13 protein-coding genes are annotated in these 12978 nt (G+C 35.8%); 4 read left to right on the plus strand and 9 right to left on the minus strand.

From position 1 onward, the window contains the following. Window positions 1–15 precede the first annotated feature (15 nt). A complete protein-coding gene (gene speE / locus JR050_RS03755; protein WP_204202176.1) occupies window positions 16–843 on the minus strand; it encodes a spermidine synthase in 828 nt (275 codons plus the stop codon). A gap of 360 nt (window positions 844–1203) precedes the next feature. On the opposite strand from speE, the gene JR050_RS03760 reads away from it, so the two are divergent. Then, the gene (locus tag JR050_RS03760) at window positions 1204–3273 is read left to right on the plus strand and encodes a transglycosylase domain-containing protein (RefSeq protein WP_204202322.1); all 2070 of its coding nucleotides are present in this window, start codon (window positions 1204–1206) and stop codon (window positions 3271–3273) included. Window positions 3274–3602: 329 nt separating this feature from the next. On the opposite strand, the gene JR050_RS03765 is transcribed toward JR050_RS03760, so the two are convergent. Together JR050_RS03765 and JR050_RS03770 are read right to left on the minus strand one after the other, a co-directional pair. Beyond that, window positions 3603–4118, minus strand: coding sequence for a YwhD family protein (locus tag JR050_RS03765; protein ID WP_204202177.1), 516 nt, complete (start codon window positions 4116–4118; stop codon window positions 3603–3605). Window positions 4119–4154: 36 nt separating this feature from the next. Further along, entirely contained in the window at window positions 4155–4838 is a 684-nt protein-coding gene (locus tag JR050_RS03770; RefSeq protein WP_204202178.1) for a site-2 protease family protein, read from the minus strand. 142 nt (window positions 4839–4980) lie between these two features. Here JR050_RS03770 and thmT point away from each other — a divergent pair, with 142 nt between their 5' ends. Further along, window positions 4981–5166 carry a 2-hydroxymuconate tautomerase gene (gene thmT / locus JR050_RS03775; RefSeq protein WP_204202179.1) on the plus strand — a complete coding sequence of 62 codons (186 nt, stop codon included), beginning with the start codon at window positions 4981–4983 and terminating at the stop codon, window positions 5164–5166. 121 nt (window positions 5167–5287) lie between these two features. Here the strand turns inward: thmT and JR050_RS03780 are convergent, their stop codons facing one another. The 5 genes from JR050_RS03780 to JR050_RS03800 form a co-directional block, all read right to left on the minus strand. Further along, window positions 5288–5899: a YpmS family protein gene (locus JR050_RS03780; RefSeq protein ID WP_204202180.1), complete on the minus strand. Its 612-nt coding sequence runs from the start codon at window positions 5897–5899 to the stop codon at window positions 5288–5290. Between the two features lie 12 nt (window positions 5900–5911). Then, window positions 5912–6841, minus strand: coding sequence for an SGNH/GDSL hydrolase family protein (locus tag JR050_RS03785; RefSeq protein ID WP_204202323.1), 930 nt, complete (start codon window positions 6839–6841; stop codon window positions 5912–5914). A gap of 435 nt (window positions 6842–7276) precedes the next feature. After that, entirely contained in the window at window positions 7277–7783 is a 507-nt protein-coding gene (locus tag JR050_RS03790) for a YwgA family protein (protein ID WP_204202181.1), read from the minus strand. 56 nt (window positions 7784–7839) lie between these two features. Then, complete coding sequence (locus JR050_RS03795; RefSeq protein WP_204202182.1) at window positions 7840–9144, minus strand: HD domain-containing protein; 1305 nt, start codon at window positions 9142–9144, stop codon at window positions 7840–7842. A 283-nt stretch (window positions 9145–9427) separates the two neighbouring features. After that, window positions 9428–9652, minus strand: a complete 225-nt coding sequence (locus tag JR050_RS03800) for a YuzB family protein (RefSeq protein ID WP_149220843.1) — start codon at window positions 9650–9652, stop codon at window positions 9428–9430. A gap of 240 nt (window positions 9653–9892) precedes the next feature. Here JR050_RS03800 and JR050_RS03805 point away from each other — a divergent pair, with 240 nt between their 5' ends. Then, window positions 9893–10567, plus strand: coding sequence for an RsfA family transcriptional regulator (locus JR050_RS03805; protein WP_204202183.1), 675 nt, complete (start codon window positions 9893–9895; stop codon window positions 10565–10567). A gap of 44 nt (window positions 10568–10611) precedes the next feature. Here the strand turns inward: JR050_RS03805 and JR050_RS03810 are convergent, their stop codons facing one another. Next, window positions 10612–11862: a L,D-transpeptidase family protein gene (locus JR050_RS03810; protein ID WP_204202184.1), complete on the minus strand. Its 1251-nt coding sequence runs from the start codon at window positions 11860–11862 to the stop codon at window positions 10612–10614. Window positions 11863–12088: 226 nt separating this feature from the next. Here JR050_RS03810 and lipL point away from each other — a divergent pair, with 226 nt between their 5' ends. Next, complete coding sequence (gene lipL / locus JR050_RS03815) at window positions 12089–12931, plus strand: octanoyl-[GcvH]:protein N-octanoyltransferase (RefSeq protein WP_204202185.1); 843 nt, start codon at window positions 12089–12091, stop codon at window positions 12929–12931. Window positions 12932–12978 lie beyond the last annotated feature (47 nt).

The following is a 12978-nucleotide window of genomic DNA, read 5'->3' on the forward strand; positions in this document are numbered from 1 at the left end:
AGCTAACCCTCCTACTTACTTTGTTAGATCTGATACAAATTTTGGTAGGACAAAGGCAGCTTTATGAAGCTCTTTTGTGTAGTACTTTGTATCAATCTCATGGAAACGACTTTCTTCAACTTCAAGTGGATCATGCTTCTTTGAACCTAATGTAAATGTCCACATACCACTTGGATACGTTGGAATGTTAGCAATATATAGACGCGTTATTGGGAAAATTTCTTTTACATCACGTTGTACGTTGCGAATTAAATCAGGTGTAAACCAAGGGTTGTCTGATTGTGCAACGAAAATTCCGTCTTCCTTTAATGCTTTAGAAATACCAGCATAGAATCCTTTTGTGAACAGGTTAACAGCAGGACCAACAGGTTCAGTAGAGTCAACCATGATTACATCGTAGATTGCTTCGCTTTCAGCGATATGCATGAATCCGTCTCCTACCTTCACTTCTACACGAGCGTCGTCAAGCATACCTGCAATTTCAGGTAAGTACTGTTTAGAGTACTCAATAACTTTACCATCGATCTCAACTAGAGTTGCTTTTTTCACACTTGGGTGTTTTAACACCTCACGGATTACACCACCGTCTCCCCCACCAACTACAAGTACGTTTTCAGGATTTGGATGCGTGAATAAAGGAACGTGAGCAACCATTTCATGATAAACCCACTCATCCTTTTGAGTAGTCATGACCATGCCATCAAGAATTAACATGTTTCCAAACTCTTCTGTCTCTACCATATCTAGCTTTTGAAACTCCGTTTGCTCCGTATGTAAAGTCTGCTTAATCTTAGCCGTAATACCAAATTTTTCAGTCTGTTTCTCTGTAAACCATAATTCCATTTTAGTCACACCTTTCTAGTTATTTCCCACAGTATGTATGTACTTTTTCTTACATTTGTATCTTTCCCTGTTACAACGATAAAAAACCATATTTTTACCGCATAAGCTTGTGTTAAACAATGATGCAAATAATATACAGCAAGTCAAAGTATAGCCCAATCTATGAAAAATGTTAAGCATAAAATTTTAAAAAATACGACACGATGCTTTATTCAACTAAAGCTTTAAAGCAGTGGGGGCCTGTCCCCCACTGCTTTAAAGTGATAAAATATACGATTTTATGTTTAAAATACGGCTTTTTTCTCAATAATGATGAAGATTATGTCTTTAATATGGATCCTTTTGGTAGGTGAGTCGATGATGGAAGTCATCACGAATGAACGGTTGAAGCAGACGTTGAAATATGTGCGTGCACTTTTATTTATAGGGTTATTTCTAGCAATCTTCTTTGTTTTAGGAGTGGTAGGTGTATTAACGTATGCCAAAGTGAAGGGTGCTCCACCATTAGCTGTGCCACAGTCTACAATCTATTACGGAACTGACAATAGTATTATCGGTGAAAGCCATCAAGGACAAACTCGTTATTGGGTACCGCTAGCCGAAATATCTCCCCACTTAGTCAACGCTACAGTTGCAATTGAAGACAAGCGTTTTTATGATCATAATGGCTTTGATTATAAGAGAATTGTTGGAGCTGCACTTGCGGATATTAGAGCGATGTCTAAAGTTCAAGGGGCAAGTACAATTTCCCAGCAATATGCTAGAAATCTATTTCTAGAGCATGACAAGACGTGGAAGCGTAAAATGACTGAAGCTCTTTATACGCTTCGACTTGAAATGAATTATACGAAAGAACAGATTATTGAAGGCTATTTGAATACGATTTACTATGGGCATGGTGCTTATGGGATCGAAGCCGCTTCACAATTTTATTTCAATAAATCAGCTAAAGACTTAACTCTAGCAGAAGCCACCATGCTTTCTGGTATTCCTAAAGGGCCAACCTATTATTCTCCTTTGGAAAATCTAGATCATGCGAAGAAACGTCAACAAATTATACTCAATTCCATGGTTGCAAATGAATTTATCTCAAAAAAACAAGCGAAATTGATTTTTGCTGAAAAACTAGATTTCTATGGGAAGTTTGATGTCAAAAAACAAAATATCGCGCCATATTTCCAGGAAGCAGTGAAAAAAGCTTTACTGTCAGAAACAGATATCACACCAAGAATGATTGAGATGGGCGGTTTAAAAATCTATACAACTCTTGACCCAACGATTCAAGAGATTGCAGAAGAGAAGATGGAAGAGGTTATTAACCCTAATTCTGAAATACAAGCAGCAATTGTCGTAACGAACCCTGCAAATGGCGATGTAAAAGCACTCGTCGGCGGTAGAGATTTCTCAAAAAGTCAATTTAACCGCGCTACACAAGCAAGACGTCAACCCGGGTCTACATTCAAACCATTTTTATACTATACGGCGGTTGAACAAGGCTTTACTCCTTCTACAATGTTAAAAAGCGAGTATACAACCTTTCAATTTGGTGAGGACAACAAAACGTATTCGCCTAGTAATTATAATGACTATTATGCAAATGATTCTATTACTCTTGCTCAAGCGATTGCTCTATCTGATAATGTTTATGCTGTAAAAACCCATATGTTTTTAGGGGTAAACTCATTAATCGATACGAGTAGACGATTAGGCATTACTGGAAAACTACCTGCAGTACCATCACTGGCTCTCGGAACGTCAACTGTCAAAATGATAGATATGGTAAATGCCTATGGAATTATCGCGAACGGCGGTAAAAAAACAGAACCTTCCTTTATAAAGAAGATCGTCAATCACAACGGCGAAGTGATCTATGAAAAGGAGAAAACGAAAGAACAAGTATTAGATAAAGATGTAGCCTTTGTAACTACTCATATGATGACTGGAATGTTTGATGAAAAGTTAAATGACTATACAAAAGTAACGGGGCGCACCATATCAGACCAATTAACAAGAATCTACGCTGGTAAATCAGGTACAACAAAAACCGATAGTTGGATGATTGGTTATTCTCCAGAGCTCGTTACTGGAGTTTGGGTCGGGTACGATAAAGATCACACACTCGATTTAGCAGATGAAAAAACCTATTCCAAAACAATTTGGGCTGGTGTTATGGAGGATGCACTAAAGAAAAAACCTGTACAAGCCTTTAAGCCGACTTCTGGCGTAGTTGGAGTTTACGTCAACCCAGATAACGGCATGCTTGCAACAGAAGGCTGTCCGGTCATGAGGTTAACCTACTTCATTGAAGGTACAGAACCAACAGAATATTGTCAGGACCATCTTCCACACCAACATAAAAAGAAGAAAAAGATAAAAGAGGAAATAGAAGAAAAAGGCTTTTTTAAGAAGATTTTTAATTGGTTTGACTAAGGGCTCTTTTTGTAAACTTTGCTGCTATTTATTAAATTTCGTGTATCTTTAGTAATCCAATACATTTAAGATATCTATTACATTGACGAAAAGATGTCCCGAAACCACCTTTATCTTTATGTTTTTTCTGCTCCTTCGAACAATAACAATCTATGTGATAACAGCCTTGACTAAATATATATGCAAAAAACCGCAGGGAAAACTCCCCGCGGTTTTTTGTGTCCTAGTTTTACAGTGCAAAGACTGTAAAATAAGTTTACTTTTTTTCGAAAAAAACCTCAACTATTTTATGACGTTCCCCGCAAATGTCATAAAAGTTTCACATTCTTTTAAGATAAAAGATCATCTTTAAGTTGAGAAGATGATCGATTCCACGTACCTTCATCATGCTTTTGTAAAAAGTCAGCTAAAATCTTACGAGACTTTTCGTCCATATGATTTACAATAATTTTGCGCTTTAGCGATTTATCCATAAGATTCACATGTTCTGCCAGAATCTTGTAGCCACGGCGAACTTCACGATCTACCGTCATTTCACAACCTGTTACTCCTGCATAATAAGGGCCGTTTTCCAGGCGTTCAATCGTAACCCATACTAGCCAATATAACTTACCATTCGGTACATCTTCTTTGTTTGGTAAAAACTTAATACCCTTTTCAACAACACTTCGAGCATGCATTGCTCCGATATCTACAAATGCTTCTCCTTCTTCGGGATCAACAAATACTGGTGAGATATTTTCAAGACTGAGAGCACCGCCTGCACCAAATCCCCCGTGTCCGTCCGTTGGGTCATTTTTAATTATATTAAAACCAATTGTTTTCTTTTTCTTTTCTTGTTCCATACTGCGACCTCCTCTTGTGTTTACATTGTAACGAATTTAAGAGCCTAGATTCAATATTAGGGCAGTGACTTCTGATAAAAGCTCAGCTACGAATGGAATAGCTGTGATAAAAATTGGTGTTATTGTATATTGGTCAAGTGGTGTGATTACTAAGATTAAAAAGATAATTGATCCATATTGTTCATATTGCGTTAATTTTGCACGAACTCCAGACGGTGCTAAATCCTCTACAACTCGATATCCATCAAGGGGAGGGAAAGGTAAAAGATTAAACACAAATAGGGCAATATTGATGGATATAAATGTTTCAAAAAACAAATGAATGCTCTCTACAACGTTTAGTGAAACGCTACTTAAAATCCCTAAAGGTGCTAGACTATACCACACTATAAATCCAATTAATGCAAGTATTAGGTTACTGAACGGACCTGCTAATGAAACCGAGATACCCGCTAAGCGTGGATTTTTAAAGAAAAAACGATTCACTGGAACAGGCTTAGCCCAACCGAATCCTAGTATAAATAAGGCAATCGTTCCAATTGGATCTAGATGTGCAAGTGGGGATAATGTTAATCTTCCTTGGTCCTTTGCCGTTGAATCCCCAAACTTATACGCTACAAATGCATGTGCAAACTCATGAATGGTAAAGGCAATAAGTAAGGTAATAATGACGAAAGGAAGCTCCTGTAGACTATATCTTAAAAACGGAAGGAATTCCATTTGCTTTCTCCTCTATTCTTTATATATAATTCTCCCATTAGTATACTATACTTACACACTCGATTAGAAATACTTAACCATTTTCAAGACTTATATCAGGTTGTATTTCTTATCATCCAAAAATAGAAAGCGAGGATTTCCCATGCCATACGTAACAGTAAAAATGCTAGAAGGTCGATCTGAAGAACAAAAGAAAGCACTTGTTGAAAAAGTAACAAATGCTGTATCTGAAACAACTGGTGCACCAGAAGATAAAATCGTCGTTTTCATCGAAGAAATGAGCAAAAACCACTACGCAGTAGGTGGCAAACGTCTAAGCGACGAATAAATCATTTGCTTGATACCTTTAAACTAGTAAGTAATTATTAAGTAAATTAAAAACTCCTTTGTAGAAGTTGTTACAAAGCAAACCTTCTACAAAGGAGTTTCTTTAGAGAAATTAGGTAAATCTATAATCCTAACGTTTCATTTGGAACCTTAATTCTGAACGTAATTTGGTCATTCTTTAAATCAAAGCTTTGTACCTTTACTTTAAAGTTACTTTTGACCTCCATTTGCGTTACGGCAATATAGATTAGTTGATTATCAGGATTAATTTCAACCCATTCAGGTGTTGTCAATTCTTTCTTCACGTATTCAAGAATCTTCTTTTCCGGCAATTTCAGTAATCCAAGTGACATATCTGATGCATATAAGACAAGGTCTCCGTTTTCTTGGACCGAGGGCTCTAATGTGATGGATATTGGTATTTCGGTCTGAAAGGCTTCAATTGACCCCAATAATTGAACATTTTCATCAAGCTTTACAGTATATTTATCATCTTTATCCTTCATAAATTTATCTACATATTCATTAACTAGCTCATTTAAGTTTTGCTTGCTCGATTTAATCGTAAATTCTGCCCCTGGTTCATCTTCTATAAATTCTTTTATAGGTATTTCTGAATCAGATACGGGCCATAGTAAAAAAATGAAGAAAGATAACACGAAGAATACATTCACTCCGACTACACATAAAAATAATTGTTTCCATGACGGTTTTGTTTTAAACTGTATTTCCATTCATTTCACCTTCTATTCGATAGCCTCAATTGGTAACTCAGCTTCTTCATTATATTTATTTAAATACTCAATAACTCGCTGTGCCATTAATTTGTACCCACTCGTATTTGGGTGAAAATTATCATCGGCTAATAAGTTACTCGTCTTAGTAGAGAATAAGTCTTCTGTTGGAATATAGTATACATTCTCAAACTCTTCTGTAACGGATTTACCTGTTTGATTCCAATCATCCAGAATGATCTCTAACTGCTCAATATCACTAAAGTACAGCTCAAACGGATTATAAAATCCGATCAAATAGATTTGACTATCTGGATTTAATTCATTAATTTTATTAAAAATAGCAGTTAACCTCTCAACATATCCGATTTTTTCTTTTTGAAAAGGCTCTATACGAAGATTTGTATAATTACTTCTAACAACTTTCATAATATCATTTGCACCAATTGTAATTAAGACTATATCCGCATCTTTTATTGCTGTTGCAATTTCTTTTTTATCCAATCTTTTTAACAATTGATCTGTTCTATTGCCTCTTTTCCCTAAGTTTTCTATGGTTATATTTAGTTCATTATCTTCAAATGTGTTGTTTAAAATCCCTACATAACCACCATTTTCTGTTTCATCTCCAACTCCCTCAGTTAAAGAATCACCAATAGAAACGATTTTCTTATCATGACTTAAAAAATTGATGGCACCTTCTATAACTTCTCTGAACTTTTCTTTTACAGAATCCGCCACTGCTTTATCATCAAGGTCTGTTGTTTCTATTTTTACTTCTTCTTTCACTGAAGTTTCAACAGATCGACTGTCTTGTTCGATATGAAGATTTGTAACTATCACACGTTCTTCCTTTAGTTGAATAAAGTCCGGAAGAATGAAATAAAGAAGGGAAAAAAGTAAGAGAACACTAGAGGCACTGATCAAGACCTTCTTACTCATCACGTATCTTCACCACCAGTTTACTTTGATATCACTTTCTAACAAATTAAGAATATACTATATCTGCTTTTCTACTTAAAAAGCTAACATGTAATTTTATCATTCATTTCACGAAAAAAGTAAAAAGAGATTGTAACAGAAATGGGAGTAATTGACGTTTTACAGCGATTCACTGCAACTAACATATTAAATGAGTGGTAAAAATTGTGATTGTATCGTTCTTCAATAGGACCTTACCAGTTAACTAGTGGTAATCGAGGAAATAAGGAAAGTAAATGGTCAAATAATTAGGATGCTAGTATGTATCTAAAAGGAATAAGTTCATCAATATCTAATCTTTGCTGAGTTTTATAAATTACAATACCCAACTACCCTGTCCCCGCTACTTATAAACATAAAAAAATGCACATTCGCCAAAGGAGAATGTGCATTTTTTTATTGCTGCAGTTGGTTTTTTAGTTGATTGATGTACTTGTACGCTTCTTCAATTTCCTCTTCTGTATAGCGTTGTTTGCTTTTTAGTGTGAAGACTTTTTCGATTACTTCTTCTTTTTCTAAATCTTCAAAGTACATAACGGTTGATACGAGTTCAAGGAATCTGGCATTTTGATCGTTCATGTGTTTCATACAGCCGTTAAGTTTTGGAGAATCTTGTTCGTTTTGTTGTAAGAAATTCTCGCCAACTTCTGTTAAGGAGTATCGATATTGCGAATACCCCCCTTTATTTTCTTTTACTTCCTGTATGAAACCAAGGTTACAAAGCTCTTCAATTCGTAACGTTAACTCCTCAGAGTATGGTCCATAAAAATGAAAATCGTAGCGCTCATAAAAGGGTAGTTGTAGCTTTTTTCCGATGTACACCATCTTCTGAAGCTTCTTTCTGCCGATCACTTCCCCAGCCTCTGCAAATACTTTCATTACTTTTACATGATCCTTTAACAACCGTCTTCATCTCCTAACTCCATCTATATGTTCAAACGCTTCACACGTATATGTCTTTAGTAAGGCTTCTTTAAAATCTCTAAAATTTGTTCCTTCACCTTTCGCTTCGTAGAAAGGTCCTCAATCAAGTCAAGTGGATAATATAACTTATGATCCGTTCTGCGCTTACCTGATATTGCCTCTACGATCTCAGATTCTCTCGATAATTCACGAAGCTCTCCATTTGGCATAAGTAAGTGAATAGGCATTCTTTCCTCTTCTTCACCTGGTCTATAAAAGTCATATGGCAAATCGGAAGAAGAATCCAATACAAGATAATAGTCTGGATCGATGCCAGCCTTTTTAAATAATTGAATTAAATCAAACCACTGTTGCATTTGTAAACTCGGATTAAATTCTGCATATTGGAAAAGATTACGATTGACAAAACGAGAACATAAATCAGCTAAAATTGGATCTTCCTCTTCCATCCATGCCTGGAAATAGAATAAAATAATCGACTCATCTAGCTTTAAATAATCATGTACATTTACCTCTTCTTCAAATAGGGAGTAAAAATGAACAGGTTCTGTTTTGAAATTATAAAAATCTTGGTGAAGATGTTTTGCTCTGTGTAAAATCTTCGTTAAAATAACTTCTGCAGCGCGAGATACCGGATGAAAATAAATTTGCCAATACATTTGATAGCGACTCATAATATAATCTTCTACCGCATGCATCCCGCTCTTTTTAATCACAACTTGATCTTCTCTTGGTCTCATGACACGCAAAATACGTTCCATATCAAATTGGCCATAGCTAACACCTGTAAAGTAAGCATCCCGTTGCAAATAATCCATACGATCTGCATCAATTTGACTTGAAATCATACTCACAACCAGTTTATTTTCATACGTTTTAGCAATAACTTCTGCAACCTTCTTAGGGAAATCTTTACCCATACGACTTAACACTTTGTTAATCTGAGTATCTCCTAATATAATTGCCCTCGTAAATTCCTCATGATCAAGGTGAAATACCTTTTCAAAGGAATGTGAAAAAGGACCATGTCCTAGGTCATGTAATAATGCTGCACACAAACAAAGCAGGCGTTCATTATTGTCCCATTGCTCTCGGTCTACGAATACATCATCGATCATTCTACGAATAATTTCATAAACACCTAGTGAATGATTAAATCGACTATGCTCAGCTCCATGGAACGTAAGGTATGTAGTCCCTAGTTGTCGAATTCGTCTTAATCTTTGAAACTCTGGCGTACCAATTAAATCCCAGATTAGCTTATCACGCACATGAATATAGCGGTGTACAGGATCTTTAAACACCTTTTCTTCACTTAGTTTTCCATTGGGATATGTCATTCCATTACCCCTTTCGCTCTTCTATCGGTAAAATCATTATCCCTTTACATAGTTAAAAAGTCTTGAACGTTCATTTTTAAAGTATGAATTTTATTATAGCTTTTTTTATTCGATAAAAAAACCTTGTTTTTGACAAAATCCGTTTTATAAGATTTTCGGGCAACGCCTAAACCCTTACAGGCACCTTATTCACAAAAGTTTTAAAAAAACATGACTCTACTAGTGAAATTTCACCTTATTTTAATAGCAAAAACCCCTGTATCGCTATACAGGGGGAAAGGTTTTATAAACCGAGTTTTTTCTCAATTTTCTCGATTAACTCATCTTCAGTTGGAGCCGATAACGGACGGTTATTTACAAACGCAAAGGACTTCTTTCGTCCTGGTCCACAATAAGACTGACAACCAATATCAATTGATGCATCTTTATCTATTTTTTCAAGACGCGGCACTAATGTTTTGATATTAGTAGCCTGACAATCATCACATATACGAAATTCGTTTGCCATTAGAGACAATCCCTTCTCTCTCAGTTCACTATACGGTATTTTACCTTCTTCATTGTGACAATGCAAGTTTACATTTAGCACTCTGTCATTCGTAACTTTCACATATAGCAATCTACTACCCTCACTTTTTTTGTATAAAACCCTGAGATTCTGTCCATACTGATAGTAAATTCGTGAAATGTTTTTCTACGTATGTGTTTACTAAAACAGGAAAGAAACATAGATAAGGAGATGACTATAATGAAAACACGCCAAGATGCTTGGTCAGAAGAAGATGATTTACTACTAGCAGAAACCGTATTACGTCATGTAAGAGAAGGAAGCACACAGTTAAACGCTTTTGAAGAAGTTGGTGACAAATTAAACCGTACAGCATCCGCTTGTGGTTTTAGGTGGAATGCAGTTGTTCGTGACCAATATGAAAAAGCACTAGATTTAGCAAAAAAACAACGCAAACAACGTTTACGTGCAATGGGTCAAGGAAAACCCGCTAAAAAGCAATTACTGTATTCACCACCTATGCCAACAACAATTACAGAGACTAGCAATATGGAGTTCTCTTCTAGTTATCCAACAACTGTATCAGAAGTCGCTCAGAATCAGTCTGCTCTTTCATTAGAAGATGTTATTCAATTTTTATCCTCCATGAATGGAAATCAATATAACCAATCCATTATGAGGTATGAAAACGAGGCACTTGCTCGTGAAAACGAAATGCTCAAAAAACAAAATGAAGAACTTGAGAGAAAAGCTGAACAGTTAGATCGTGAATTCAAAACAGTTGAAGAAGACCACCAAACATTACTACAAATCATGAATCGCGCAAGAAAACTCGTATTGTTTGATGAAGAAGAAAGGCCTGCGACTAAGTTTAAAATGGACCGTAACGGTAACTTAGAAAAGCTTGCTGAATAATAAAAGAGCCTAGTTTGAAGATTCCCTCTCAAACTAGGCTCCATTTATTTTATGATAACCTCTGTCCCAATCGGAACGATTTCAAATAGCTGCTCGATATGAGCGTTATGTAGTCGTACACAACCTTGGGAAACATCTTTTCCTATTGAATTCGGATTACTCGTACCATGAATACCGTATGTTCTTCCAGTTGTATCCGGCACATTTAGCCCGATCCAGCGTGTCCCTAATGGGTTTAAAGGGTCACCTCCAGCTATTTTCTTTGGTGTGTATTCAGGATTTTTAAATTTTGTTATGACTTGAAAAGTCCCTCTTGGTGTTAAGGACTCTTTACCAGTTGCTACTGAATACGTTTTATAGACATTTTTATCTTTATATAAGGTTAAAGTATGATTGTTTAGTAGAATTTCGATTGACCAGCTAGTTTCGTTTATAGGTTCACTTGCTTTATAGAAGGGATTTGGAATGAATAGAGATTGACCTGCAGGAACCTGCTCTCCTATGCTATTAACATCTTTTATCAACTTTAAATAGTCTGAGAACTGATAGTAATGATTCATAATCCCAAATAACGTTTCTTTTTCTTTCACCGTATGTTTCGTTAGTTTCCCTTGATTAAACACAATCAAACTCTCTCCAGTTTTCACCTCAGAGGAATGGTTAATTTCAGTCATATACTGAACGATTTGTGATTTACTAAAATATTTTCTTCCTATTGAAAATAGCGTTTCTCCCTTATGAACTACATGTTTCCCTAAATAATATGGATTTGGAACTTTGATTGTATCTCCAACTTTTACGTCTACACTAGGATCATCTATACCATTGTAGTTAATCAAATACTGAAGTTTATCGTTCTTGTAATATCGCTTGGCGATACTATATAAGGTTTCTTTCTCATCTAACGTATGATGAATGATTACAACTCCACTAGTTGCCTGTGGCTTGATAGATTCCTGCTTTTCTTTTTTGTTCACTCCTTTAACAATCGGTGAACTTAGAGGAGAAACCGTTTTCCCTTCATTTTTTTGAATCACAACTTTTGGTTTCTCTGTTTCTACAAGCTCTTGTTTCACTTCAATTTCTTGAACCGGCTTAGTTTCCTCTGATTTTTCTACTTGTTTTTCTTTACTCACCATATCCGTTTTTACAATTGGTTTCTCCACTTCTACACTTTGATATTCATATAAGAAAAAAATTGAAATGCATATTATAATAGACGGTATTACTAGTTGTATTGCTCTTCTATTCTTGCGTTTTTGTTTGTACGTTTCTTTTCTTGACCTAGGTTCCATGTACCGCACTCTCATTTTCCAAAATTTGTCGATTACTTCCGAATCCTTCTCATTGTAATGGATACCATTTTAGACAACCATAGGTTGTAACACTTATTTTCCTATTTACATTACTAGTTCAAAGGAAATAGAGAATGTACAAACATCACCCAATAGTCCTAAGTAATATCTATAGCATGGTATGATATAATATGGAGCGCAACTATACGTAAGAGGAGTTAAGAATATGTCACTACTCACTCAACCACATTGGAGAATTATTGATCAAAGTTCATTAGGGTCACTTTTTGAGGCAAAACAATCATTTGCCATTGATGACACACTTTGTGCTTCTGTTGGAAGTAAGCTTTCACCTCCTGTTCTCCGTTCATGGGTTCATCATAATACGATTGTACTTGGTATCCAAGATACTCGTTTACCTCATTTAAGAGAAGGAGTTTCTTGGTTGCAATCACAAGGCTATCACTCCATTGTGAGAAATTCCGGTGGATTGGCAGTTGTTCTAGATCGAGATGTATTGAATTTATCGATAATTTTTCCTGATAGTGAAAAAGGAATTGATATAAATCGTGGATATGATGCGATGGTAGAGCTTGTTACCTATATACTAAAGGACTATCAAGTAGCCTTCGAAACAAGAGAAATAGTTGGATCGTACTGCCCGGGTAGTTATGACTTGAGCATTGACGGTCAAAAATTCGCAGGGATCTCCCAACGAAGATTACGTGGTGGTATTGCTGTTCAAATCTATTTATGTGTTGCCGGAAGCGGATCTGGCCGGGCTGAACTAATCAAAAACTTTTATGAAATTGGAAAGTCAGAAGATGAATCAAAATTCTCACCACCGATTATTGTACCAACAACAATGGCTTCACTTTCGGAGCTTCTAAATAAAGAGATAACAATACCACAAATTATGTTCTCATGCATGGTTGCGTTAAGGAATCTTGGTGCAACGTTAGAAAACTCTGGGTTAACGCTAGATGAAATTCCCGTATATGAAGGAAACTTAGACAGAATGATTGAAAGAAATGATAAGGCACTAGGTAGCTTAGGAACGAACCAATAAATCTTAAACTCATCAAAATTAAATATCGATTATTGAAAAGGAGCACA

Origin of the sequence: Bacillus suaedaesalsae, assembly GCF_016890225.1 — a bacterium.
Lineage (GTDB): Bacteria > Bacillota > Bacilli > Bacillales > SA4 > Bacillus_BS > Bacillus_BS suaedaesalsae.

Excerpts from the sequence above, each read along its gene's own strand:
- JR050_RS03800 (WP_149220843.1), bottom strand. The coding sequence starts at position 9,652 with ATGGCAAACGAATTTCGTATATGTGATGATTGTCAGGCTACTAATATC.
- JR050_RS03795 (WP_204202182.1), bottom strand. The coding sequence starts at position 9,144 with ATGACATATCCCAATGGAAAACTAAGTGAAGAAAAGGTGTTTAAAGAT.
- thmT (WP_204202179.1), top strand. The coding sequence starts at position 4,981 with ATGCCATACGTAACAGTAAAAATGCTAGAAGGTCGATCTGAAGAACAA.
- JR050_RS03810 (WP_204202184.1), bottom strand. The coding sequence starts at position 11,862 with ATGGAACCTAGGTCAAGAAAAGAAACGTACAAACAAAAACGCAAGAAT.
- JR050_RS03760 (WP_204202322.1), top strand. The coding sequence starts at position 1,204 with ATGGAAGTCATCACGAATGAACGGTTGAAGCAGACGTTGAAATATGTG.
- JR050_RS03765 (WP_204202177.1), bottom strand. The coding sequence starts at position 4,118 with ATGGAACAAGAAAAGAAAAAGAAAACAATTGGTTTTAATATAATTAAA.
- JR050_RS03805 (WP_204202183.1), top strand. The coding sequence starts at position 9,893 with ATGAAAACACGCCAAGATGCTTGGTCAGAAGAAGATGATTTACTACTA.
- JR050_RS03780 (WP_204202180.1), bottom strand. The coding sequence starts at position 5,899 with ATGGAAATACAGTTTAAAACAAAACCGTCATGGAAACAATTATTTTTA.
- speE (WP_204202176.1), bottom strand. The coding sequence starts at position 843 with ATGGAATTATGGTTTACAGAGAAACAGACTGAAAAATTTGGTATTACG.
- lipL (WP_204202185.1), top strand. The coding sequence starts at position 12,089 with ATGTCACTACTCACTCAACCACATTGGAGAATTATTGATCAAAGTTCA.
- JR050_RS03770 (WP_204202178.1), bottom strand. The coding sequence starts at position 4,838 with ATGGAATTCCTTCCGTTTTTAAGATATAGTCTACAGGAGCTTCCTTTC.
- JR050_RS03785 (WP_204202323.1), bottom strand. The coding sequence starts at position 6,841 with ATGAGTAAGAAGGTCTTGATCAGTGCCTCTAGTGTTCTCTTACTTTTT.